This is a genomic window from Corynebacterium sp. sy039 (assembly GCF_007904105.1).
In the GTDB taxonomy this organism is placed as follows: domain Bacteria; phylum Actinomycetota; class Actinomycetes; order Mycobacteriales; family Mycobacteriaceae; genus Corynebacterium.
This window is the reverse complement of sequence record NZ_CP042325.1, coordinates 1,009,209-1,036,125: the sequence shown is the minus strand read 5'-3', so window position 1 is coordinate 1,036,125 and position 26,917 is coordinate 1,009,209. Positions and strand designations below refer to the sequence as shown.

Below are 26,917 nucleotides of genomic sequence, written 5' to 3'. Positions count from 1 at the left end.
GCGACTAAATTACGAGCTACATTACGAGCGGAAAATAGTGGTGGCATGGAGTTTATCTTGATACTCATCAGGCAAGACCATTGTGCCGATTCCTCCAGTAGTAAGTAACTCAAGAACTACAGCGTGCTCTGTTCTCCCATCAATAACGTGTGCCGCCGAAACCCCCGCACTGACTGCTGATAAGCACGATTCCATTTTCGGGATCATGCCAGAATCCAGTGTAGGCAAAATGGCAGCAAGCTCGCTCACCGATATTTGCGATACCAAAGAACTCTTATCGGGCCAGTCAGTATATAACCCTTCAACATTGGTAAGAATGACTAAGCGTTCAGCGCCTATAGCACTAGCAAGGGCACCTGCTGCAGTATCCGCATTGATGTTATACACTTGCCCATCGTCGCCAGGCGCAATGGTAGAGACAACAGGGATACGTCCCGCTTCGATGATATCCATTAAGCTACTGGCATCCACGTGCGTGATATTGCCCACTAAACCAATGTCCGTTGGTTCTCCATCAACCTCGACTAAGCGCTTATGGGCTCGAAAAAGTCCAGCATCCTCACCAGATGTTCCCACTGCGTAGGGTCCATGAGAGTTAATGAGTCCGACTAAGTCTCTGCCCACTTGTCCAAACAGCACCATGCGAACTACATCCATTACCTCTGGCGTTGTAACTCGAAACCCACCCTTAAACTCACCAACAAGCCCAAGTTTATCGAGCATGGCAGAAATCTGTGGTCCACCACCATGCACAACTACTGGTTTCGCCCCAATGGTACGCAGCAATACCATGTCTGCAGCAAAAGCAGCCTTAAGGCGTTCATCAACCATAGCGTTTCCGCCATACTTAACGACGACAATTTTATCGCGATAGTGCTGCAACCACGGCAAAGCCTCGGCAAGAACCGTTGCTCTTTGCGCTGCACTGAGTGAATGTGATGCTGAGGCTACTGAATCTGTCATAATGTGTCCTTTCTTTGGAACACGTTGCTCAAAAGAAATTAAAGCCAGTGTCGGTGACCTGTAAAAGCAATTAACGCAACAGCATTAAGTTGAATAAGCTGAATTGATTTCAACATACGCATGAGAAAGATCTGTCGTACGTACAAAAGCTTGCCCGCTGCCACCAGTGCCTAGATCAACTCGAACTGCAATATCGCTACCACTGAGATCGACGGTTCTTGCATCAGCGGTACCACATGAAGATAAACACACTGCGTGATCATTGAAGAAAACTGAGATATTATCTGGATCCATTTCAGCATCTGCCATACCAATTGCTGCTAGTACACGACCCCAATTGGGATCTGAACCAAACATTGCACACTTAAATAAGTTATCCCGACCAAGAGTACGTGCAGCATTAAGTGCTTGCTGGTCATCACGTGCACCAGTCACAGTAATCCTCACACGCTTTGTTACTCCCTCTGCATCAGCTTGTAGTTGATCAGCTATATTCGCACATACTTTTTCTAATGCCTGCTCAAACTCCGCGTCCGACGGACTAACGCCTGAAGCACCATTAGCCATAACTAATACAGTGTCATTTGTAGAGGTGGAACCATCAATATCAATGGTATTGAATGTTTTATCGCATGCTTTTGCTAAGCATTGCTGCAAAAAGTCTTTTTCCACATGAGCGTCTGTGGTAATACACACCAGCATCGTTGCCAAAGACGGAGCCATCATACCTACTCCCTTACCCATTGCAGCAATAGTCCACTGTCCCATATCAATAACAGCTTCTTTCGCAACTGTATCTGTGGTCATTATTGCTTCCGCAGCATCATGCCCGTTGCGATCAAGACGAGGAACCAACTCAGCAACGCCGTGCAGTAGTTTAGGCATTGGCAATGGCTCACCAATGAGTCCTGTAGAACAAATAGCAACATCAGTGGTATCCATTGCCAGTTGTTTTGCTACTTCCTCCACAATACCCGTGGCATCTTCGTCGCCTTGCTTTCCAGTACAGGCATTGGCGTTCCCTGAGTTATAGATAATTGCCTTGAGCTGGGCGTCGGCAAGCACTTTTTTTGTTATTTTTACTGGTGCAGCCACAATACGATTGCGGGTAAACACACCTGCTGCATGAAACTCAGGACCAGCATTAACCACTAACGCCATATCTTTGTTTCCAGATTCTTTGATACCAGCAGATATACCAGCTGCACGGAATCCTTGGGGAGTAGTTATTCCAGTATGGGCACTATGCTCTAAAAAAGTCACTGTTCTCGCCTTACTTTCTCTTATGTTATGGTGCGACGCCTACCAGCGGCAATCCTTGGGTTTCTTCCCAGCCAAGAGCGATATTCATGCACTGCACCGCAGCACCAGCTGTGCCCTTAGTGAGGTTATCAATAGCGCTCGTAACGAAAAGGGTATGGGCTTGTTCATTGACCGCCACTTGCACCTGGCATAGATTCGATCCGAGAACTGACTGAGTTTGCGGCTGCTGCCCTTCCGGTAGCAATTGCACGCATGGTTCATTAGCATAAATCTGCTCATATACAGCGCGAACTCGGGCACTGCAGTCAGAAATATGCTCTCCATCAAGCAGCTTCACCGGTGCCGTGGCAGTGCTGAGAATGCCTCGGGTAAGTGGCGCCAATACTGGAGTGAAAGATACTCTATGCTCAATTCCGCTTAGCTCATAAAGATTTTGCATAATCTCTGGAGTGTGTCGATGTGTTCCAGCGATGTTATACGCTTTTACTGAGCCCATGGTTTCTGCGCCCAGTAAAGCAACAGAGGCTTTTTTCCCGGCACCTGAAACCCCAGTCACTGAGACAATAGATACTTCTGGTTCAATCAATCCAGCTGTTACTGCTGGTAATAGAGCTAAAGTTGCTCCCGTGGGAAAACAACCTGGCACCGCTATTCGACGAGCACCCTGTAATTTTTCACGCATACCAGGCATTTCTGGGATGCCATAGGGCCAGCTACCAGAATGTTCGCTGCCATAGTATTTTTTCCATGCCGCTGCGTCTTTAAGTCGAAAATCAGCTGCACAATCAATGATGAGCACATGAGAATCAAGTTCTTGTGCAATTGCTGCAGAGTGTCCATGTGGCAACCCTAGAAAAACAACATCATGCTCGTTGAGTATCTCTGAAGTTGTTTCTTCAAGCACACGATCTGCAAGTTGGGAAAGCTGTGGTTGCGCTTGAACAAGCGGTATCCCAGCATTCGTTGCTGCTGTCAAGGCGCCAATCTCTAGTTGCCCTGATAAATAGGCAGGATGAGACAAAAGCAGGCGAAGAATCTCTCCGCCTGCATATCCGCTAGCGCCTGCGACTGCAATTTTTATGCTCATGCAGGAAGTATGCCACACCACACACTTTTATGCAAATGAATGAATAATATGCAATATGTGTTGGTTACATATCACGCACGCATTTCAGCCCCAAAACGCTGTGCTGCTAATTCAACCGCAGCCATTCTACGCTCCGAGCATTCGTCATCGGTTAGTGTCCGATCCGGAGCACGGAAAGTTAAGGAGAAAGCCAAAGATTTCTTTTCTGCTCCCAAACGTTCTGAACGATACACATCAAAAAGTTCCACCTTCTCCAGAAGATCCCCAGCTGCTTCATGAATCGTACGACGAACTTGTTCCGCAGGAACCTCCTCATCAACAACCAAAGCAAGATCTTGGTTAAGCGTCGGGAAAGCAGAAAGCACAGGCGCTGGCATAGGCTCGCGCAGCGGCATAGCACTCACATTCATCTCCATAGCGCATACACGCGCAGGCAGTCCTAAACGATCAAGCACCTGTGGATGCAATTCACCTGCATAACCAACAACTTCACCAGCAACCAATAATTGGGCACAGCGACCAGGATGCCAAGGTAAATAACCATTTTCATCAGTATTGGCAACCTCAAGCTCGACTCCTGCCGCACGAGCCACAATACGTGCTGATTCAATAGCATCTGCATATGTGTAGTCACGACCAGCTCCCCACACACCCTCAGCATCAATTTTTCCAGTAGCAATAGTAGCCACATGCAGCGGCTGAATTGGTAGGGATTCCAATACCTGCGCTAATTCTGCCTCGCTTGGGCGATGCTGCACACTAGGCATCGGAGAAGACTCTTTATGTGCAAAAGCCACCTGCTGCATACCAAAAATGCTGACATCACTGTGACCACGAGCGATATTGCGACCTACAGTCTCACACAAAGACGGCAACAGCGTAGTACCCAGCACAGAATAATCTGTATCTAGTGGATTTTGTACCTTCACGACCTTACGACGTGGATCATCAGCCGCTAACTCCCAAATATCAAAAATATCGTTACGAATAAAAGGCGTAGGAATGACCTCCACATAACCGTTATACGCAAGACTGTGCCCTATAGCTCGTTTACGCTTTTGAGCAGGACTTAATCCACGACCAACTGGTGCTTGCGGCATAAGTGACGGAATATCCTCTAATCCTTCAAGGCGTAACACTTCCTCCACAAGATCCGCTTTTTCATTAAGATCAAGGCGCCATGTTGGTGGCGTTACCTCAAGTAATTCACCGTTTTGAGCGTCGCGACGAACATCGCAAGCAATTTCTTCAAGGCGCTGGATCACTGTCTCTGGGCGATAATCCACACCAGCAACAGTGCCAGGTCGCGTTATCTCCATAGAAATACTTGGGCGTGATTCTGCTGTTCCGTAAATACTACGAGCGCTGTCGACTGTGCCACCAGCAATATCAACTAATAAAGCACAAGCATAATCGAGAGCAATTTCTACTAATGCTGGATCTACCCCACGCTCAAAGCGCCTAGATGCCTCCGAGCTTAACTTATGCCGACGAGAAGTGCGTGCCGTAGTAATCTGATCCCACGTAGCAGCCTCAAAGTACACATTGGTGGTATTTTCGGAAATCTCAGACAATAATCCGCCCATAACACCAGCGAGAGATTGAATACCTTGCTCATCGCAAATTACAACGTCTTCGCTATTTAACGTGCGTTCAACATGGTCGAGAGTCTCAAATTTCTCACCTTCGCGAGCAGTTCTGATCTCTAGCCCACCAACAATTTTATCGGCGTCGAAAGCATGCATCGGCTGCCCCAGCAACAACATGATGTAGTTTGTCACATCAGTTGCTGCATTAATTGGTCGCTGGCCACTCAACATAAGTTCACGCTGCAACCAAAAAGGAGACTGTGCATTTGGATCGATACCACTAACTTTGCGCAAACCAAATCGACGTGCCTTAGTTGCTTCCGATACTGATATAGCAAGCAACTCCCCTTGCACAGCTGGTACTACAGATAGATCAATACCTGCGGTAGCTGCGTCGTAAGCTGGATCAGTATAAGCGAGGTTGAAAGCAGACGCTAGTTCTCTAGTCAAGCCACGAGCAGATAACGCATAGCCACGATCTGGAGTGATATTCACATCGAAAATAGTGTCATCAAGACCAAGGATTTCATATGCACTATCCCCTGGTACGCCATAAGAATCATCTAAAACAATAATTCCCGAATTCTGTTTATCGGCTAAACCTAATTCTGCTGCAGAACAAATCATTCCAGCAGAAATATGATCATAAGTTTTCCGAGCACTAATCTCGAAATTGCCAGGTAGTACCGTGCCTGGCAAAGCAACAACAACCAAATCTCCTTCTTGAAAATTGCGTGCCCCGCACACAATAGGTTGTAAATCACCAGTGCCATTAGCATCAGCAACATTTACTTGACAAAATCTAATGGGTTTCTTGAAACCAGTAAGTTCTTCGATCTGCTCGACACGACCTAGAACTAATGGACCTGTGGTTTCTGGAATCGATGTATAGCCTTCCGTCTCAAAACCAACACGCACGTAACCTTTATCTAGTTCTGCAGAGCTAACTGACCAACCAGAATTGGCTTGGTTCAATAATTTGGTTACCCATTTTTGCGTGATAAGCACGATATTTTCTCCTTAAATATCAGAAATGTTAGTTTGCTTTTCGTCTAGCTATGCGTCGGCAAGCTATCAAGAATCAGTACACTTTTAGGCCCGAATACCAAAAGGCTGTGTGAAACGAATATCGCCCTCGACCATGTCACGCATATCGTTGAGTCCATTGCGGAATTGCAAAGTACGTTCCAATCCCATACCAAAAGCAAAACCAGAATATATTTCGGGGTCAATACCAGCTGCACGCAATACATTTGGGTTCACCATGCCGCAACCACCCCACTCAATCCAGCCAGCTCCGCCCTTTTTATTCTCAAACCACACGTCAACTTCTGCAGATGGCTCTGTGAAAGGGAAATAATTAGTGCGCATACGAGTTTTCGTTTTCTCACCAAAAAGGCTTTTCGCCAAGTGATCCAAAGTACCACGCAAATGCGCTAGAGTAAGCCCCTTATCTACAGCCAGCCCTTCTATCTGATGGAACACAGGAGTATGCGTAGCATCTAATTCATCAGTACGGAAAACACGACCAGGACATACAACATAGATAGGTAATTGACGAGAAAGCATAGTGCGCATCTGTACCGGTGACGTATGCGTACGCAATACTTGCTTGGAGCCAGGCTCTGATACATGGAAAGTATCTTGCAAAGTACGTGCTGGATGATCCGGAATAAAATTCAAGGAATCGAAATTAAAGTATTCTGCCTCTACTTCCGGCCCTTCAGCAACTTCGTAGCCCATAGCAAGGAAAATATCAGCGATATTTTCACTCAACGTGGTAATCGGATGAAGTGCACCAACACTGCGTCGGGTAGTCGGCTCAGTAACATCAACACGCTCTGCTTTAAGCACTTCTGCATTGCGCTTTTGCTCTAAAATTATTTTTGTTTCGGCATATTTTTTCTCAATTTTACCGCGAGCGATATTTACGATACGACCCGCTTCTTTACGCAATTCCTTCTCAATGCTTCCCAATGCTTTACGTGCAGAAGGAATAGGTGCATGATCACCAAGATGTGCTTTGCGAGCCTCTAATAACTCTTCTAAATTACGAGCTTCCTCAAATGCTGCTATTGCGCTATCTGCAGCAGCATTCAGGCTTTCCTCAGTTAGTTCAATGGGTGAGTTATCAGCAATATCAGACACTTAATGACTCTTTCTTGTCTTTACTTTATTCTTTCGATCTTTAGCTATTCTAGCGTGCACAAAGACATTGTCTATCTTATATACACTTACCTACACAATCAGACTCGACGCTGAGATGCCTGGACTTTTGCAGTTTCATAAACACAAATAGCGGCAGCGGTAGCAAGATTAAGCGATTCGGCACGGCCGCGAATAGGAATGCGAACTCGATAATCTGCTTGTGCAAGTAACTCTGGGTGCAGACCATGTGCTTCATTTCCGAAAAGCCATGCCGTCGGCTGTGCCAACAATTCATCTGCCTCATCCAGGCTAACTTCACCGGTAGCCGACGTAGCTATTATCTGCATATTTTTTGCTCTGACTTGTTCTAGCACTTCCGCAACATCAGGATTCTTGGCCACAGGTATATGGAAAAAAGAACCTGCAGATGAGCGAACCACTTTGGAGGCTTGAGGATCAACACAATTTCCAGCAAAAATAACTGAATCCGCCCCCATTGCATCTGAGATACGCACCAGTGTTCCAGCATTTCCTGGATCATTTGTTTCCACCGGAATACTTACTATCCTTGGCGTATGCCCTAGTGCCTTTCGACTAGACCACAACACCGTTTTGCACACAGCAAAAATACCCGTTGGTGCAGTTGTATCAGCTAAGTATTTAGCTGCTTTCTCAGATATAGGATGAACATAAATCCCCAAATGTCCTGCTGTCTCTATAATTTCGCTAAAACGTTGCGCAGCTTGTTGTGTAACAAAGATATCTGTTGCTGCAGCAGTAGCGACGGCAGCATCAACTGAATTCTCCCCCTCGACAATAAATTGCTTCAGCTTACGACGTGTAGCAGATCGATGCAGCTTAGCTGCATGAACAATGCGTGGTGTTTTTTCAGTAAAAGGTTGGCTGAAATCTATCAACATAAAAATCCTAGAACATGGCGCATAATACTTTGGACGAATCACTATGGCTATAATTGAAATCTAAACGCCTAATTCTAGCACTCACAAAGCGAGAAAATAGAAAACTCCGTTTATTTTCAAGCCTTCTCGACTTTAGAATAAACGGAGTTTTAATACTAGATACTGTTACGCAGCTTTAGGTGCGTTTACATCCTCTGGCAATGCAGCCTTTGCGGTTTCGCAAATTGCAGAGAAAGCAGCAAAATCATTAACAGCTAGCTCAGCTAGAATCTTGCGGTCTACCTCTACTTCTGCAAGACGTAGCCCCTGAATAAGACGATTATACGTGATGTCATTCATACGAGCTGCAGCATTGATACGGGTAATCCACAATTTGCGGAACTCTGACTTACGCGCACGACGATCGCGGTAAGAGTAAGTCATGGAATGTAGCCACTGTTCTTTAGCCTTACGGTAGAGGCGAGAACGCTGACCACGGTATCCCTTAGCTGATTTGAGGATTACGCGACGCTTCTTCTTAGCATTCACTGAGCGCTTTACACGTGCCACTGTGATACTTCCTAACTGATGAAATGGTTGGTAATTCTTGGATAAAAATTGGGAAGAAAATTAACGAAAATTAAGCCTTGCCCAGGAGACGTTTAACACGCTTAGTGTCAGCCTTTGCTACATCCTCAGTACCCTTCAGACGACGAGTACGAGTTGATGGCTTACCTTCGAGGAGGTGGCGACGGTTAGTTTGCTCACGACGCAATTTGCCGGAGCCAGTGGTCTTAATTCGCTTAGCGGTGCCCTTATGGGTTTTCTGCTTCATGGAATATATCCTTTGACTTCTTCTCTAGGTATGTTACTTTTTGCTCTTACGAGCTGGCCCCAAAACCATGGTCATATTGCGACCATCTTGCTTTGGCCTTGCCTCAACAATCCCAACTTCTGCAACGTCTTCAGCAAGTCGCTCCAACAAGCGCAAACCAAGTTCAGGACGAGATTGCTCACGACCGCGGAACATAATGGTCACTTTGACTTTCGATCCTTTTTCCAGGAATCGAACGACATTGTTCTTTTTTGTCTCGTAATCATGGTCGTCAATTTTAGGACGGAACTTTTGTTCTTTCACCACGGTTTGTTGTTGGTTCTTACGAGCCTCACGCGCTTTTTGCGCTTGTTCGTACTTGAACTTACCGTAGTCCATGATCTTGCAAACCGGTGGCTTAGCATTAGGTGCAACCTCAACTAAGTCTAGGTCTGCATCATAAGCGAGCTTACGAGCATCATCGATGCGCACAATGCCAACCTGTTCTCCGTTAGGACCAACAAGACGCACCTCAGGTACTCGGATACGCTCATTAATGCGAGCTTCAGCGCTAATGGGGACTCCTCAAGTAGCAGATGGATATGACATACCGTTGTCGAAAGCTGGATCCCCTATTGGCGGCATAAGAAAACCCGTCACCTCGATAGAGATAACGGGAGATCACACCACATTGGAAATGAAAACATTAACCAATACCTTTTACCTATATCCAGCCAAAAGCGGAATAAGGTGGGAAGATCTCCACTTGCGACCCAAGTGCATAGTAATACGCACTGGGCGGTAGTAACTTGGATGCTATCACAAGAATGTGCACAAACCAAAATCGATCTTATATGTCCCCATTCATTGGATCCAACCAAGTGCTACGCAAGAATATCAGCCAAGAATTGACCGGTAAATGACTCTGGTACTTGTGCAACCGATTCTGGTGTTCCCTGTGCAATCACAGTACCGCCACCAGATCCACCTTCCGGCCCCATATCGATAATCCAATCTGCTGACTTAATCACATCCAAATTATGTTCAATGATTATGACAGAATTTCCTTTGTCTACTAGCCCCTGGATGACCAACATTAGTTTGCGAATATCCTCAAAATGGAGACCAGTAGTAGGTTCATCAAGAATATACACCGTACGCCCATTGGATCTTTTCTGCAGTTCAGACGCTAATTTTACTCGTTGCGCCTCCCCACCAGATAATGTAGTTGCTGCTTGCCCAAGGCGTAAATAGCCTAAGCCGACGTCGCTTAGCGTACTGAGATAACGATGAATCGATGTGATCGCAGAAAAGAACTCTGCTGCTTCAGAGATAGGCATATCAAGAACTTCTGCGATGGATTTACCTTTGTATTTCACCTCGAGTGTCTCTCGGTTATAGCGCGCACCTTGGCATACTTCACACGGGACATATACATCAGGCAGGAAATTCATTTCGATTTTAAGCGTGCCATCTCCTTGGCAGGCTTCACATCGTCCGCCTTTAACATTAAAAGAAAATCGACCAGGTTTGTAACCCCGAGTTTTTGCTTCAGTAGTTTGAGCAAAAAGAGTACGAATCTTATCGAAAACTCCTGTATAGGTCGCAGGATTAGAACGTGGGGTACGACCAATCGGCGATTGGTCAACCTGAACCAATTTGTCTAAATGCTCTACCCCCTCAACACGTTGCACTCGCCCAGGAACTTGCCGTGCTTTGTTGAGTTTATTTGCCAGGGTTTTTGCCAAAATTTGATTGACTACTGTTGATTTACCAGATCCAGATACTCCTGTTACGCAGCACAATACCCCTAATGGCACAGAGACATTGATATTTTTCAGGTTATTTTCTTTGGCACCAATAATCCTGAGCATACGTTCTTTGTCAATAGGTCTACGTTGTTGAGGGACACCAAGTTCTTTTCGTCCCGATAAATATGCACCGGTTAACGATTCTTTATTTTCTAATATGCCTTCTGGTTTCCCTTGGTAAACAACATTCCCGCCATATTCTCCTGCCCGAGGACCAATGTCAACGAGCCAATCTGCCGCCCGAATAGTGTCTTCATCATGCTCTACCACAATGAGCGTATTTCCGATATCACGTAAATTCTCTAAAGTTTTGATAAGCCGCTGATTATCACGCTGGTGCAAGCCTATCGACGGTTCGTCAAGAACATAAAGCACTCCTGCTAAGCCTGAACCGATTTGCGTTGCTAATCTGATTCGTTGGGCTTCCCCACCTGACAACGTACCTGCCGCACGGTCTAGCGTCAGATAATTAAGACCAACATCAAGTAAAAATTTGAGTCTGGCTTGTATTTCTTTCAAGACAGCCGCTGCGATCATCTTTTCTCTCGAGCCCAGCATCAAATTATCCAAGAAACGCGCAGCTGCGTCCACAGATAATTGTGATAATCCTGCAATAGAGAGCTCACCATGTCCGGCTGAGCTCAAACGAACTGAAAGAATCTCTGGACGTAACCGGGTTCCAGAGCAGGCTTTACACGCGACCTCTCGGGTATATGCCAATAGCCTTTCTTTTGACCAATCAGAATCAGCTGCCTCTAATTTACGTTCCAGGTACCCCATAACGCCCTCGAAAGGCGCACTCCAATTACGTATCCGACCATAGCGGTTCTTATAACGTACAGTGATGATCTCATCACTACCATAAAGAAAAGCTTTCTTATGCTGCTTGCTCAAATCTTTATAAGCAGTTTTGGGATCAATCCCCAAGGACTCAGCAAAGCCCCCCACTAATTTCTCAAAATATCGGGCGTTTGGGCTTGAAGTCCAAGGCTGGACGCATCGAATAATGGGAGCATCCTCATCAGGAATGAGTAACTCAATGTCCGGTTCTGTCTTTGTACCAATTCCGTCACAGACCTGACATGCACCATAAGGCGAGTTAAAAGAAAAGGCTCTGGGCTCTAGCTCATCAACATTCAGTACATGCCCATTTGGACAAGACATTTTCTCTGAAAAACGTCTATTGCGCTGTGGATCATCTTCTGGCTTATCGACGAATTCTAAAATAACTACACCATCTGCCAAATTAAGTGCAGTTTCCACCGAATCAGTCAATCTTTGTTTTTGCGATTGCTTAACCTGCAGCCTATCAACAATTACTTCGATATCATGCTTAACTTGTTTCTTTAATGTAGGTGGTTCCGACAGAGAATAGTTTTTCCCATCTACCCGCACACGCGAGTACCCTTGAGCAGCTAACTCTTGGAATAGCTCAACAAATTCGCCTTTTCTCGTGCGTACCACTGGAGCAAGAACTTGAAATTTTTCCCCCGCAGGCATATCCAGAACCTGATCAACAATTTGTTGCGGTGTCTGCCGTTCTACTTTTGCATCACATTGTGGACAATATGCTGTTCCCGCTCGCGCATACAAGAGACGCAAGTAATCATATACTTCAGTAATAGTGCCCACAGTAGAACGTGGATTGCGATTAGTTGATTTCTGATCAATAGATACTGCAGGTGATAACCCATCAATGAAATCCACATCAGGTTTATCCATCTGCCCAAGGAACATTCGTGCATATGAACTTAACGATTCAACATAACGACGTTGCCCCTCAGCAAAGATAGTGTCGAAAGCAAGAGAGGATTTTCCAGAACCTGATAAACCGGTAAATACAACTAATGAATTACGAGGTAAATCTATATCTACACCTTTGAGATTATGTTCTCGTGCTCCTCGGACAACTAAGCGCTCAGCCATGAAATTGCTCTTTTCTTGCCTTGAGATTTTATCTAAAAATATCTACTAATTAACCACACTATATCAGAATCGAACATACCAGCGAATTATTTTCGGTTATCCTAGTAAACTATGAATAATAAAATCGCTCATCCGTTATCACTTGCACATATAAGTGTTTCGGAGATGGATAATAACTGCTATTTACTCCACGCTAATAATGAAGGATTACTCATTGACGCAGCAGATAACGCACAAGAAATCCTAGAATTAGCTCATAACGCAGGTGTCACTATTACAAAAGTCTTAACCACTCATCGACATTGGGATCATAGCAGGGCACTAGCTGATGTCATCAAAGCAACTGGCGCAACCCACTACGCACCGCATCTTGATGCCCCTGCGCTACCGGTTCCCGCTGATGTCGAGCTGCATTATGGCGATACTATTGAGTTTGCTGGACATGACCTCCCCATTGTGATTCTTCGTGGACATACCCCAGGCGGTGCGGCACTCATTGCTCCCATTGCGGGAACAACAAGTATTTTTTCTGGAGACAGTCTCTTTCCAGGAGGTTTAGGAAAAACATCAAGTGAAAGCGATTTTGAGCGCTTATTTCATGATGTCACCAAATATATCTTCGATGTTTATCCAGATGATTCAATTGTTTATCCTGGTCATGGCAAAAGCACCACCCTGGGAGAACAGCGACCACAGCTTGATTCTTGGTGGGAACGTCGCTGGTAACGGGTTGATAACTTTCCTGCCTCTTTGCTAAGAAAATGGGTAAAATTAAAAAGGACGCTTTCTATCTTCGTCTTTTTATCATGCTAGAGCATTACGATGAAAAGAGATTGAGTAAGCTAAAAAACGGATTCGTTTAGTGAATCATAACGATAAGTATTGAAATAAGGAGCGATCTTTTATCATGATCCGCAAACTAGCACGTCCTATGCTTGCTTCTGTATATGTTGCAGAGGGAGCAGATACTGTTCTTAATTCTAAAGAGCATCTCGAAGAAACACAGGCTCTTGTTAAGCAAGCGCGCACTGTACTGCCGCGTAAATATACTCAATATCTTCCTGAAGATCCTGAGCTTATTACCAAAGCACTTGGCGCTACTAAGGTTGGTGCAGGTTCTCTTCTTGCTATTGGTAAGGCACCACGCTTATCTGCCGCAACGCTAGCCCTTTTGAGCGTCCCTACCCTTTTCACTCGTCATTCCTTCTGGACTGCACAAAATAAAGAGCAGAAACAAGCCCAGCGTCAAGGTTTCATCACTAATGTTGCCCTTCTTGGTGGTCTCGCTATTACCTCTGTGGATACCGCTGGTAAGCCTGGTCTAAAGTGGCGCGCAAATAAGGCCGTTTCTCGAGCTAATAAGCAGGTAAAGCAGGCCCTTCCAGGAAAATCTGAAACAGAAAAATTCAGCGAGGCTGCTTCAGAAAATGCCGCTGCCTTTGCGTCAACTGCAAAAGGATGGTTTGGCGAGGCAACTGAAAAAGTATCGGAATATGCTGATCGTGTTCAGGACTATGTTGACGAGAATAAGGCAGACTGGCTAGAAACAGCCCAAGACGCTACCCAATCTGCGCGTGCTTCGCTTGTCCAGGTGGCTGATTCTGCCCAAGATTTCTTCAAGGATAACAGTGGAGATTGGCTAACTGCTGCGCAGAAAAACGCAAAGGTAGCTAAAAAGCGCCTCGTAAAATCTGCGGTAAAAGCGCAAGAACGCGCGGATAAAGCTCTGGCCAAAGCAGAAAAGCGCTCTGGGCGTTCATCAAAGAATGCGCACAAGCATGCTGAAAAACTTCGTAAAGAAGCTACAAAAGCTATCGAAAAAGCACAAAAGAAAATCAAAAACTTTTCTTAATTAGTGTTTTTCTTTGACGAAGTTTGAGCCTATATTATGCCGCCTCATGTGTATTCCTTGAGGCGGCCTTGAGTCTAGACTGAAAATAACATGACACTCAAGGAACAATTATCCCATGTCGCTAGCGAATGATGAGAATACTGCTGCCACAGGTGCGCGCGAAAATCATAGCCATGCACCACTTCAAGCAGAAATTGCTCGTGAACAACAATATGTTGATTTTCTTTTTGGGCGTTTGGATCAAGAAGTAGCTCAGGCACAAGAAAAATTACGACAGGTACAACTTGGAATCGATCCTGCTCACCCTGAGGCAGAAGTGTTGATTCAACGTGAAACTGAGTACCATCTCCTCAACGAAAAAATTGATCGCCTCAATGTCGCTGGCCTTGGTCTTGTTTTTGGTCGAATTGATGTACGCGTATCCGACCCTAGTATTGCGGATAATCTCGTTCCAGATATGGAAAATATCGATAGGCGCTATATCGGACGTATGGGTCTTGATGACCGTGCTGATGATTACCGCACACTGCTACTCGATTGGCGCGCTCCCCTAGCGCGTCCGTTCTATTTAGCGACGACGGCGCACCCAAGCGATGTCGTGCATCGTCGTCATATTCGCACCACTGGTCGAGTGGTAACTGGAGTTGATGATGAATTTTTCACTCAACACAATCCCCATGACATGGGCATTGCCGGTGAAAATGCATTATTTCATGCCATGCAGCGTGCTCGTACCGGTCACATGGCGTCAATTGTAGAGACTATTCAGCGTGAACAAGACAAAATTATTCGTGACGCTACCCGTGGTGTCATGGTTGTCGAAGGTGGTCCTGGCACTGGCAAAACAGCTGTAGCACTCCACCGAATTGCCTATTTGCTCTATACTTGGCGCAAACAACTCTCTCGCACGGGAGTCTTGATAATTGGTCCTAATCAATCATTCTTAAACTACATTTCACGAGTATTACCTGAACTAGGCGAAACTGGCGTTGTGCTCTCTACCATAGGCGAGCTTTTTCCAGGAGTAACGCCTCATTCTGTCGATTCTTTACTGGCTCAAGAAGTCAAAGGCAGCACAGAAATGCTAGTTATTCTTGATCGAACGATCAAGACTTATCAAACCATTCCGCATAGCCCACGAAGCATTCTCATTGACGGAATCGCTCTAGAAATAAATAGTGAAATAATTAAAACTGCCCGCACCAGAGCACGGCGTGGGCGACGTCCACATAACCAATCTCAATCCTTATTTAAGGAATCTCTGCTGAGCCAACTAGCAGAACAAATGGTACAACGTATTGGTGCAGATCCACTTGGTGGCAATAATTTGCTTTCCGACGCTGATCTTGCCCATATTCACGATGAATTGGCTGAAGAAAAAGCTATTGATCAGATTGTCGAGGAGTTTTGGCCATTACTTGATCCTGAAACTGTGCTGGCACGCCTTTTTGAGAGTAAGAAACTCATCGAAACTGTTGCTTATGACTATGACGTAGAAACTCAAACAGCACTGTGGCGTGAAAATGGTACGCAGTGGACACACAGTGATACAGCACTGTTAGATGAATTAGCCGTACTCATTGGCTTGGCGACTCCAGAGCAAGAGCGTGAACAAGAACAAAGGCGATGGGAAGAAAATATCGCTGATGCACAGGAGGCCTTAGACATTCTCGCCAGCTCTGCCAACTCTGACCTCGATGATGAAACAGAAGCTGAGGTTCTTTCTGCGTTCGACGTTATCGATGCCAAGGAACTAGCACGTCGACAGCAACAACAAGATTATCGTACCACTGCGCAACGAGCGAAAGCCGATTATAGCTGGGCATATGGTCATGTGATCATTGATGAAGCTCAAGAATTAACGCCTATGGAATGGCGAATGATTATGCGACGATGTCCAGCCAAATGGATGACTGTTGTTGGCGATACTTCACAAACATCTGCACCAGCTGGCGTAGATTCCTGGGCACAGACCTTGGAGCCATTTGTGAAGAAACGTTTTAAGATACACGAACTAAGTGTTAATTATCGAACGCCTGCTGAAATTATGGATCTTGCATATGCAGTGCTACAGGTCATCAATCCTGACGCAAAGAAACCACTATCAATGCGGCAAGCAGATATGGCTACTCCCATACGTTTCTTAGCTGCACATACCGACCCTCATGAAGTGGTGCAACAACTCCAAGAACAAGATGAAAGCAGATTGTGCGCCATCATTGTTCCAGACAGCGACGATATCAGTCAGGAAAATACTTACAGCGTCAGTGATATTAAAGGATTAGAATTTGATCACGTTGTAGTAGTTAATCCCCAGGAAATTGTGGAACAGTCTCCGCAAGGCTGGCAGAATCTTTATGTCGCCTTAACACGAGCAACCCAGTCATTGGTGATCATTGGTGATTTTCCAATAAAATTTCCAGTAGCAAGCTAATACGCAAGCCATACGCAAAAGGCGCGCCAGGTCACGGCACGCCTTTATTGTTCATAAGAAAGAACTGCTAGCTTACTGTGTGTACAATCATCACATCGCAATCAGATTGACGGGCAACATCCGCTGGCACAGAACCAAGCAATCGACCGGTAAGCGAATTGATACCACGATTACCTACTACTAATAGATCAGCGTTATTCTCGTTAACAATCGCCATGAGTGCCTCCACTGGAGTACCAGGACGAATAGCAGTGCTGATTTTTTCTGCACCCACTTCCTTGGCATGTGCAGCGGCTTTATCTAAGTTTTCCTGAGCTGGATCTGTACCTAAAACAGTGATGGAGTCTTGACGCAATGTCTTGGAAGCATCTTCTTTGCTCTCATAATAGGCACAACCGATAACAAGCGTTGCATCAAAAGCCGCAGCAATGCGTGCAGCTCGCTCAACAGCAAGCAATGATGACTTTGATCCATCAGTACCTACAACAATGGTGGAATAATCACTCATGAGAACCTTCCAAATACGAAATTATATTTTCTACAGCAAGCCAAGGCTATTGTTACCTAGTTTAACAGCAAAAATATCCCTTATCAGCTTTCTCGACTTATCCAGAGTATGTTGTTGATTAGTTTTGCCGAACACTTTTAACATACATCACAAACCCGTGTCTTTGAGTCCACGCAATTCTTTCTTTAAGTCAGCTATTTCATCACGCAACCGACCCGCGAGCTCAAACTTCAATTCACGCGCTGCGTCACCCATTTGCGCTGTCAGATCGTCGATAAGCTCTTGAACTTTCTGTGTAGGCATAGCGCTAATATCAGGTTTATCGCCAAGCGCTACATCTGCCTGAGCCCCTGAGGCACTTGACGTAGCATTGTGATCCTGCTTTTGCTCATTAACTTGATCCAAAATATCAGCAATTTTCTTACGCAATGGTTGTGGATCAATACCATGCTCCTCGTTATAGGCAATTTGCTTTTGCCGACGACGCTGCGTTTCTTCAATAGCTTGTGCCATAGAATCAGTGACTCGATCCGCATACATGATTACTTCACCAGAAACATTACGAGCTGCACGACCAATGGTCTGAATAAGCGACGTAGTTGAACGCAAAAAACCTTCTTTATCTGCATCAAGAATGGCTACTAAAGAAACCTCAGGCAGGTCTAAGCCCTCGCGCAACAGGTTAATACCCACTAATACGTCAAACTCGCCAAGACGTAATTGTCGTAGTAATTCAACTCGTTGCAGCGTATCAATATCAGAGTGAAGATAACGAACCTTAATGTCATTCTCCAGAAGATAATCGGTCAAGTCCTCTGCCATACGCTTGGTAAGAGTAGTGACCAAAACACGTTCATCCTTTTGTGTACGTTGTCTGATCTCATCAATAAGATCATCAATCTGCCCTTGGGTAGGCTTGACACGTACCTGTGGATCAACCAGACCTGTTGGTCTAATCACTTGCTCAACAAACTCTCCCCCAGTTGCTTCTAGCTCATAAGAACCAGGAGTTGCTGACAAATAAACAGTTTGCCCCACCCGCTTCTCAAACTCAGCCCATCGTAATGGCCGATTATCAAGTGCAGATGGCAACCTGAAACCAAACTCAACCAAATTGCGTTTGCGGGACATATCTCCCTCAAACATTCCACCAATTTGTGGCACAGTCACATGGGACTCATCAATAATTGTCAAGAAATCTTCAGGAAAATAATCCAACAATGTAGCAGGTGCGCTACCTTCTCCACGACCGTCAAGATGCCTGGAATAATTCTCGATTCCAGAGCAAAAGCCCATCTCTTCAATCATTTCGAGATCATATTCAGTGCGCATTCGCAAACGCTGCGCCTCTAATAACTTGCCACGATTTTCTAATTCAATAAGCCGCTGTGCTAATTCTTCACGAATATCACGAACTGCTTTTTCCATACGTTCAGGGCTTGCGACATAATGCGTCGCAGGAAAAATACGGATATTTTCTACTTGGCGGATAACGTCGCCAGTAAGCGGATGAATGTAATACAAGGCGTCAATATCATCCCCAAAGAACTCTACGCGCACTGCTAGTTCCTCATAAGCTGGGATAATGTCAACAGTATCGCCTTTGGCTCGAAAAGTTCCTCGAGTAAAACCAATATCATTGCGCTCATACTGAATATCGACTAGGAGACGCAAAAAACGATCTCGCTCAATTTCTTCTCCAACGCTAAGAGTCACAGAACGATCTAAATAAGATTGCGGTGTACCCAGACCATAGATACACGATACAGAGGACACCACTACCACGTCTCGACGAGACAGCAAAGAACTCGTCGCCCTATGACGCAATCTTTCTACATCATCGTTGATAGAAGAATCTTTTTCAATATACGTATCTGTCTGCGCGATATATGCCTCAGGCTGGTAATAGTCATAGTAAGACACAAAATACTCAACTGCATTATGTGGCAATAATTGCCGTAGTTCATTAGCCAACTGTGCAGCAAGTGTTTTATTAGGCGCCATGACCAAAGTAGGACGCTGCTGTTTCTCAATGAGCCATGCGGCAGTTGCTGATTTACCTGTACCAGTAGCACCCAATAGCACTACATCGCGCTCTCCGCGGTTAAGACGCTCATCCAATTCTTGAATTGCTTGTGGTTGATCCCCAGCTGGCTGATATTCAGATACCACCTGGAATTGTCCAGGTGCTCGTTCTACATCTTCCACATGATGTAATGCAGTGCTATCTTCTGGGTGTTCTGCAGCAAAAGCCATACCTGTAGTGTACCGATACTAAGGCTTATTCGACCAGTTTGTCGATGACAGCGAGAGTTTGCTCGCGTAATTGTTCAAGCGAACCATTATTGTCAATCACATATGTTGCCGCTTGCCGACGTTGCTCATCACTTATCTGAGCATCAATACGCTGTTGAGCATCGGCTCGACTGAAGCCTCGGTACTTCATGAGTCGTTGGATACGCAGCTCAACAGTAACATCCACCACGATCACACTATCCATGTCTGTGTGATAGCCCTTGTCCACCAGCAAGGGCATATCCCACACTGCTAACTCATAGCCTTTGCTTTCTGCTTCTGCGAATAACTGTGCTGTACGTTGCATGATGTGAGGATGCGTAATGGAGTTCAACATAGCAGTATGCTGTTCATCGGCAAAAGCACGCTGAGCAAGCAATCCCCGATCCAAACTACCGTCTGCAGTAATAATATCTTTGCCAAAGTGATCTGCGAGTTCTGCCAGCACAGGGCTGGCAGGCTCGACAATCTCTCGTGCAATTTTGTCTGCATCAATCACAGGAAAGCCACGTTCGGCAAAAATTTTTGCAACTGTAGACTTTCCACTTCCTATTCCACCAGTTAGCCCAATACGCTTCATATCTTCATACTACTCAGACAACTGCGATATTTTCTTGAATACTATTCTGCACGTTCAGGAGCAGTAGTGCGGATAATCGTAGTGGAGTCATCCACACTGTCAGCAGGAAAAGACACAACTTCGGCAAATTTCTTTGTATTGACCACAAGTACCGGCGTAATCAAGTCATAGCCTTCTGTTTTAATATATTTAGGATCAAAACTAATAAGTTTTTGACCAGCCACTACTCTTTCTTTGCGTTCGACGTGTACCTCAAATCCCCGCCCGCCTAGCTGTACCGTATCAATGCCAATGTGGATAAGCAGTTCGATCCCATTATCAAGTCTCAGTCCTACCGCATGACCACTCTTTTGCACACTGATGACCGTCGCTGGTGCAGGTGCAACTACCTGATTTCCCGTAGGGTTAATCGCTATTCCTTTGCCTAGTTTTTCAGTAGCAAAAATAGGATCTGGTACCTGAGAAAGTGCTACTGCCTCGCCTTCAAGCGGACTAGAAATATCAGTCTGTGTTCCAGGAACCAATGCAGTCTTTACCGCTGGTTGCAGAGATACTGATTGTTCCGCAGCTGTACCAGACTCGACATCCGATTGACTATGCTGCACGTGGTTCGTATCCATTTTTTCTTGACTAGCATTGTCCACCAGGTGTGAGGTGGGCTTATTCTCGCTATTGGCAGCAGTAGGTTTTGTTTCTAGCTTATGAGGTTCAGCATTGTTGTGTTGGTTTAGTCGTGCCAAAATTTCTTGTTTTTCTGCTTTGGCACGGTAATCAAAGGAGACCACTAAGAAGAAGGAAGTAAAGAAAGCCACAAGTAATCCCAGTGCATATCCACCGCCGGGTGTCATTGCACCCACTGAGAAAATAGAACTAAACACAAAGGCGTTGGCTTTTACGTTAAAGATACCCATCACTATGCCACCGATGAAGCAGCCAGGCAACAAGCTGAAATAGGTTTTCTTGAATCGAAGAAGAACACCATACAGTGATGGTTCAGAAATACCGCCAAAAAGACCTGCCATTAAGCCACCAAAAGAAACTTGACGCATTGCGGTATCTTTTTCTCGGATTGATAGCAACAATACTCCTGCTACCACACCAAAGCATGCAAAGTTCCATGCCCCCATCGGACCTTGAATGAAATCATAACCAAGTGTATTGATATTAACGATCATGATGGCGTTAAGTGGCCAGTGTAACCCAAGCGGTACTAAGAATGGATACAGCAACGGAATAATGATCGCCATAATAAATGGTGAGAAAGAATTAATCGCATTGAGCATATGGGAAATACCGTTACCGATACCTATACCAAATGGACCAAGAAGAAACGCCGTGAGCGGAATCATAATAAGCAATGAAAAGAACGGTACAAAAACCATTTGTACTGCTTCAGGGAAAATTTTTCGCAATATCTTTTCCACAAAAAATAACCCTATAGCTGCCAAAATAGGTGGGAAAACTTGCCCACTATAACTATTGAGTATCAGTGGGATACCAAAAATCTCTACTGCTTGAGCTTGTCCACCCAAAAAGTTTATCTTCTGTGCGATATCGCTTAGCCCTATAAACTCTGGTGTTAATAATGCAGCAGGAATTGCTGCTCCAACCCATTCATTCACGCCTAGTTTCTTTGATGCTGTAGCACCAATCATGATCGGCAGGAAGTAGAATACTGACTGATACATTGCATGAAGTAGCTGGTAACCAGCAGGTTGCGTCGACAAGTCAGCACGAAACTCTTGCCATCCCAAGGTGTCTGCAATAACAAGAAGAGTAATAATAAGTGACGCACCCAGCAATGCCCAGAGTATTGGACGGAAAGTATCAGATAAGAACTCAAAAGAATAGTCGAGCCATGAGTATTTTTCCCGGACTCCACCATATTCTTTTTTAGTGCGTGTAGCTGATGTGCGCTGTGAATCATCATCTTTGATCGCACTACTCATACCTGGTAGTTGCACAATCTGCTGATAATAATTCGCAACGCCACCTCCCATAACTACTTGCAACCCATTATTTCCTTGTTCTACGACACCAAGAATATCTGGATGCTGATCGAGTTTTTCTCGATCCACAAGTAAGCGATCATTAAGCTGGAATCTCAATCGAGTTGCACAATGCGTGAGCGAAGAGATATTATCTGCGCCACCAACATGCTCTACGATAAATTCAGCCGTCTGTGCTACGGCTGTTGCCATGCGATACCTCCTAAGATAGTTACCAAGATAGTTACACTGACATATCTTTATCATCAATAAAAATCGATGTGAACAGAATCTAAGATACCGCAAAAAGTGTAGAAAAAAACAAAAAATGACCACATAAAATGTGGTCATTTTTCATGCGTTCTATCGCAAAAACTGGAACTTAATTACCAGCTAGTTTTTCGCGTAATGCAGCCAATTGCTCATCAGATGCCAATGAACCAGCATCTGCAGCTTGCTCTGCTGTATCAGCAGTAGCAGCGTCATCTTTAGACTCTGAGGAGTAGTTAGCATCCTCGCCTGCTTCAGCAGCAGCGGCAGCAGCTACACGGTTGCGTTCAATTTGTGCAGTGTGGAGCTGGAAACGACGCTCAGACTCAGCATAACGAGCTTCCCAATCAGCACGTTGTTCCTCGAAGCCTTCGAGCCATTCATTAGTCTCTGGATCGAATCCTTCTGGGAAGATGTAGTTGCCCTGCTCATCATAAGAATCAGCCATACCATACTTGGATGGATCGAATTCTTCGGTGTAGTCCTCGTCAGCCTGCTTGAGGGAGAGAGAAATACGACGACGCTCGAGGTCAATGTCAATAACTTTAACCATTGCCTCATGTCCAACAGTAACAACCTGATCTGGAACCTCAACGTGGCGTTGTGCCAACTCGGAGATATGTACGAGTCCCTCGATACCTTCTTCAACACGAACGAATGCACCGAATGGAACGAGCTTGGTAACACGACCAGGAACGATCTGTCCAACTGCATGAGTACGTGCGAATACACGCCAAGGATCCTCTTGGGTAGCCTTGAGTGACAAAGAAACACGTTCACGGTCGAGATCAACATCAAGAACCTCAACAGTGACCTCATCGCCAACGGTAACTACCTCAGTTGGGTGATCGATATGCTTCCAAGAAAGCTCGGAAACGTGAACAAGACCGTCTACACCGCCAAGATCAACGAACGCACCGAAGTTGACGATAGAGGAAACAACACCCTTGCGTACTTGACCTTTTTGTAGCTTGTGGAGGAAGTCAGAACGAACCTCAGATTGGTTCTGCTCCAACCATGCACGACGAGACAAAACAACATTATTACGCTGCTTATCAAGTTCGATAATCTTCGCTTCAATTTCCTGACCGATATATGGATCAAGATCACGAACACGACGCATCTCAACAAGAGACGCTGGCAAGAAACCACGAAGCCCAATGTCAAGGATCAAACCACCCTTAACAACCTCAATAACGGTACCAGTAACTGGCTCGCCTTTAGCTTGTAGCTCTTCAATAGCGCCCCATGCACGCTCGTACTGTGCACGCTTCTTGGAAAGAATAAGACGACCTTCTTTATCCTCTTTGGTGAGAACAAGTGCGTCGATTTTATCGCCGACCTGAACAACCTCTTCAGGATCAACATCGTGCTTAATTGATAGCTCGCGGGATAGAATGACACCTTCGGTCTTGTATCCGATATCGAGCAGCACCTCATCATGATCAACTTTCACCACGGTACCTTCGACGATGTCTCCATCGTTGAAGTATTTGATGGTTGCGTCGACTGCTGCGAGGAATTCCTCAGCGGAACCAATATCGTTGATGGCTACCTGAGGGACATTATTGGTTGGCATTAAATGCTCCGAAAATGTAGGAATAGTTGATGGACAGTTCTGTGTCTCTCATAACGCATTACACATATTATGATCCCGCATTTTCACCTCGTACTCCTCCTACCTGAAGACAAGGAAAAAATTACATAGACACGCTTGTGCGATTTTAGACTATATCTCCTGCTAGAGCAAATAGAATCCTTGGCGTGTCTCGGACAATGCTCTAGTGTGCGGCTTCTTGCCAGTTTTTTCCAATTCCAGTTGAAACTTCAAGCGGTACACTCAGCTTGATCGCATTATCCATTTGAGTTTCCACAATGGAACGCACTGTTTCTAATTCTCCATGTGCCACTTCTACTACTAATTCATCATGCACCTGCAGTAGGACTCTGGATTTTGTCTGCGCACGACGTAATTCTTTATCCACTCGCAGCATAGCGACTTTAATAATATCTGCCGCAGTGCCTTGAATCGGTGCGTTCAGGGCAGCCCGTTCAGCATTTTCACGTGCCACACGATTAGGTGACGATAACTCTGGTAAATATCTTCTCCTACCAAAAAGCGTGGACGTGTAACCATCTTTACGTGCATGAACAACTACCTGATCAAGATATTCTTTGACTGCACCAAACCGCTCAAAATAGCTTTCCATAATCTCTTTAGCCTCTAATCGAGGGATATTGAGCTGTTGCGATAAGCCAAAAGCAGACAGACCGTACACCAAACCATAAGACATGGCTTTTACCCTGCGTCGTAGCTCTGGGGTCACTTGATCTACCGGAACATCAAACACTTGTGAGCCCACATAATTATGGAGATCTTCGCCCTGGCGGTAGGCGTCGATAAGCCCCGGATCTTTAGAAAGATGCGCCATGACTCGCATTTCAATTTGAGAATAATCAGCAGTCAAAAGCGTTTCATAACCTTGCCCAACGCAAAAAGCCGAACGAATTTTTTGCCCAGCAGCTGTACGCACTGGGATATTTTGCAAATTCGGTTCCGTAGAAGACAACCGTCCGGTAGAAGCAACTGTCTGCTTAAACGTTGTATGAATTCTGCCATCGGAATTAACTGCTTTAATAAGTCCTTCAAGAGTAGTCTTTATTTTCTGATACTCTCGGTGCGCCAATAGATGATCCAAAAAAGGATGTGGATGATTCAGCGCCAGCATCTCAATTTCTTTAGCCGCAGTGGAATAGCCAGTCTTAGTCTTCTTGGTTTTCGGCAAGCCGAGCGTATCAAACAAAATAACTTGCAACTGCTTTGGACTTGATAAATTCAGATCAGGGGCACCGGCAAGTTCCCTCGCCGCAGCTTCTTCTTCGCGTACTTGCTCTACAAAAATCTCTAGTTGTTCTTCTAAAGTTGGAACATCGACGCTAATTCCTGCCTTTTCCATGCGCGCCAGAATACTTAACAAGGGCAATTCCAAATCGGAATACAACTCATACGCATCAATATCTTGCAACTGCACAATCAATACTTCAACAAGGTCGAGCACAGCTGCCGCGTTATACACCAACTGATCCAAACTCACCATGTCTAAAAGCGATAACTGCTCTGATTGCTCAATATGTAATACACGCTGCACATGGCGCTGATAGACATCTTTTAGCTCATAGCTGCGCTGTCCAGGACGCAACAAATAGGCTCCTAGAACGGTATCGTGTGCGATTCCGTTAAGCGCGATACCCCGCGCATCAAACATATGGAATGCTGCTTTTGCATCGTGAAAATATTTTGGCGATTCACTTTCTAACCATGCAGCAACAAGTTTCTCTTCTTCAGGACCAATTTCTGCCAAATCAATGGCAATACCATGTCGTTGGGTATCGACAATCCCTAAGCGCCATGCGTCTCCCCCTGCAGGTATTCCTTCACCTTCAACAAAAACTGCTAGAGGCTCACAAGATTCATAACGAGGCTGTAGCCAGGACATCAAAGGATCAGCGTCGATAGTTGTTTCCATACCTTCAACCGCTACAGGAGTCGGATTGTCCGCAGCAAAAGCACGTAACACACGCTCACGCAAGTTGGTACCAAATTCGAGTTCATCAAATTTTTCCCCCATTGCGGTTATATCAACAGTGCTAAGTTCCAATTGATCTGGAGTGACAGCCAACGCAAGATCCTTGACCATCTCAGTCAATTTGCGATTGAGCTTTACTTGTTCAATAGATTCCCGAAAATTCTGCCCGACGACACCCTTAATTTCATCAGCATGCGTGATGAGATTATCCAAAGATTCATACTGAACGATCCACTTCTGAGCAGTTTTATCCCCCACCTTTGGAATAGAAGGAAGATTATCTGATGGATCACCTCGCAATGCAGCAAAATCAGGATACTGCTGCGGAGTCACCAGATACTTCTCTTTTACCGCTTCTGGAGTAAAACGCTTAATCGACGATGTACCTTTAAGCGGATAAAGAACTGTTGTTTTCTCATTAACTAACTGGAAAGAATCGCGATCACCAGTCAAGATAGAAGTTCGGAAACCAAGAACGCCAGCAGCAGTAGCTAGCGTAGCGATAATATCATCAGCTTCGTAATTTTCTTTTTCAATACATACAACTCCCAAAGTAGCCAAAATCTGTTTAATCAGTGGCACCTGCCCCTTAAACTCAGGTGGAGTTGCTTCACGCTGCGCCTTATATTCAGGAAAGAGATCAGAACGAAAAGTTTTCCGCCCCACATCAAACGCAACCGCCACATGGGTGGGCTGCTGCTCCTCGATGACATTAGCAAGCATGGATAAAAAACCATACACAGCATTTGTGGCTTGCCCGCCCGAGGTGGCAAAATTTGCTGCTGGCAATGCATAAAAAGCACGGAAAGCCATGGAATGTCCGTCGATAAGCATCAAGTGCTTGCGAGAAGTGTTTGCGTTAGTCACAATCTTCTAGTCTAATGAAAGTTCGCTGCTCCATGT

General features: G+C 45.3%; 19 protein-coding genes. 3 read left to right on the top strand and 16 right to left on the bottom strand.

Going from position 1 to position 26,917, the window contains the following annotated elements; translation table 11 throughout:
- Window positions 1-21 precede the first annotated feature (21 nt).
- From argB to uvrA, 10 genes are all read right to left on the bottom strand, one after another.
- Window positions 22-963 (bottom strand): acetylglutamate kinase, encoded by a 942-nt coding sequence (gene argB, locus FQV43_RS04690; protein ID WP_146339177.1) that lies wholly within the window; start codon window positions 961-963, stop codon window positions 22-24.
- An 84-nt stretch (window positions 964-1,047) separates the two neighbouring features.
- A complete protein-coding gene (gene argJ / locus FQV43_RS04685) occupies window positions 1,048-2,226 on the bottom strand; it encodes a bifunctional glutamate N-acetyltransferase/amino-acid acetyltransferase ArgJ (protein ID WP_146339175.1) in 1,179 nt (392 codons plus the stop codon).
- Between the two features lie 25 nt (window positions 2,227-2,251).
- Window positions 2,252-3,313 (bottom strand): N-acetyl-gamma-glutamyl-phosphate reductase, encoded by a 1,062-nt coding sequence (gene argC / locus FQV43_RS04680; protein ID WP_144274910.1) that lies wholly within the window; start codon window positions 3,311-3,313, stop codon window positions 2,252-2,254.
- Window positions 3,314-3,384: 71 nt separating this feature from the next.
- Window positions 3,385-5,910, bottom strand: a complete 2,526-nt coding sequence (gene pheT / locus FQV43_RS04675) for a phenylalanine--tRNA ligase subunit beta (RefSeq protein ID WP_146339173.1) — start codon at window positions 5,908-5,910, stop codon at window positions 3,385-3,387.
- 84 nt (window positions 5,911-5,994) lie between these two features.
- Entirely contained in the window at window positions 5,995-7,050 is a 1,056-nt protein-coding gene (gene pheS / locus FQV43_RS04670) for a phenylalanine--tRNA ligase subunit alpha (protein ID WP_146339171.1), read from the bottom strand.
- Window positions 7,051-7,148: 98 nt separating this feature from the next.
- Entirely contained in the window at window positions 7,149-7,970 is an 822-nt protein-coding gene (locus FQV43_RS04665; RefSeq protein ID WP_144274904.1) for an RNA methyltransferase, read from the bottom strand.
- A gap of 165 nt (window positions 7,971-8,135) precedes the next feature.
- A complete protein-coding gene (gene rplT, locus FQV43_RS04660) occupies window positions 8,136-8,519 on the bottom strand; it encodes a 50S ribosomal protein L20 (protein ID WP_144274902.1) in 384 nt (127 codons plus the stop codon).
- A 70-nt stretch (window positions 8,520-8,589) separates the two neighbouring features.
- Window positions 8,590-8,784, bottom strand: coding sequence for a 50S ribosomal protein L35 (gene rpmI, locus FQV43_RS04655; RefSeq protein ID WP_144274900.1), 195 nt, complete (start codon window positions 8,782-8,784; stop codon window positions 8,590-8,592).
- A gap of 33 nt (window positions 8,785-8,817) precedes the next feature.
- Complete coding sequence (gene infC, locus FQV43_RS04650; protein WP_144274899.1) at window positions 8,818-9,339, bottom strand: translation initiation factor IF-3; 522 nt, start codon at window positions 9,337-9,339, stop codon at window positions 8,818-8,820.
- Between the two features lie 308 nt (window positions 9,340-9,647).
- Window positions 9,648-12,500: an excinuclease ABC subunit UvrA gene (uvrA, locus tag FQV43_RS04645; RefSeq protein WP_146339169.1), complete on the bottom strand. Its 2,853-nt coding sequence runs from the start codon at window positions 12,498-12,500 to the stop codon at window positions 9,648-9,650.
- A 111-nt stretch (window positions 12,501-12,611) separates the two neighbouring features.
- On the opposite strand from uvrA, the gene FQV43_RS04640 reads away from it, so the two are divergent.
- The 3 genes from FQV43_RS04640 to FQV43_RS04630 all read left to right on the top strand — a co-directional run bounded on the left by FQV43_RS04640 (window position 12,612) and on the right by FQV43_RS04630 (window position 16,786).
- The gene (locus tag FQV43_RS04640; protein ID WP_144274895.1) at window positions 12,612-13,226 is read left to right on the top strand and encodes an MBL fold metallo-hydrolase; all 615 of its coding nucleotides are present in this window, start codon (window positions 12,612-12,614) and stop codon (window positions 13,224-13,226) included.
- A 181-nt stretch (window positions 13,227-13,407) separates the two neighbouring features.
- A complete protein-coding gene (locus tag FQV43_RS04635) occupies window positions 13,408-14,352 on the top strand; it encodes a DoxX family protein (RefSeq protein WP_144274893.1) in 945 nt (314 codons plus the stop codon).
- Window positions 14,353-14,467: 115 nt separating this feature from the next.
- On the top strand, window positions 14,468-16,786 hold the full coding sequence (locus FQV43_RS04630) for a UvrD-helicase domain-containing protein (RefSeq protein ID WP_146339167.1): 2,319 nt from the start codon (window positions 14,468-14,470) through the stop codon (window positions 16,784-16,786).
- A 67-nt stretch (window positions 16,787-16,853) separates the two neighbouring features.
- Here FQV43_RS04630 and FQV43_RS04625 read toward each other — a convergent pair whose 3' ends face one another.
- The 6 genes from FQV43_RS04625 to polA form a co-directional block, all read right to left on the bottom strand.
- On the bottom strand, window positions 16,854-17,294 hold the full coding sequence (locus FQV43_RS04625) for a universal stress protein (protein WP_144274890.1): 441 nt from the start codon (window positions 17,292-17,294) through the stop codon (window positions 16,854-16,856).
- A gap of 147 nt (window positions 17,295-17,441) precedes the next feature.
- A complete protein-coding gene (uvrB, locus tag FQV43_RS04620) occupies window positions 17,442-19,550 on the bottom strand; it encodes an excinuclease ABC subunit UvrB (protein WP_144274888.1) in 2,109 nt (702 codons plus the stop codon).
- A gap of 25 nt (window positions 19,551-19,575) precedes the next feature.
- Window positions 19,576-20,169 carry a dephospho-CoA kinase gene (gene coaE / locus FQV43_RS04615; protein WP_146339165.1) on the bottom strand — a complete coding sequence of 198 codons (594 nt, stop codon included), beginning with the start codon at window positions 20,167-20,169 and terminating at the stop codon, window positions 19,576-19,578.
- 41 nt (window positions 20,170-20,210) lie between these two features.
- Window positions 20,211-22,370 carry a glucose PTS transporter subunit IIA gene (locus FQV43_RS04610; RefSeq protein ID WP_146339163.1) on the bottom strand — a complete coding sequence of 720 codons (2,160 nt, stop codon included), beginning with the start codon at window positions 22,368-22,370 and terminating at the stop codon, window positions 20,211-20,213.
- 169 nt (window positions 22,371-22,539) lie between these two features.
- Entirely contained in the window at window positions 22,540-24,006 is a 1,467-nt protein-coding gene (rpsA, locus tag FQV43_RS04605) for a 30S ribosomal protein S1 (protein WP_144274883.1), read from the bottom strand.
- Window positions 24,007-24,208: 202 nt separating this feature from the next.
- On the bottom strand, window positions 24,209-26,848 hold the full coding sequence (gene polA, locus FQV43_RS04600) for a DNA polymerase I (protein WP_144275001.1): 2,640 nt from the start codon (window positions 26,846-26,848) through the stop codon (window positions 24,209-24,211).
- Window positions 26,849-26,917 lie beyond the last annotated feature (69 nt).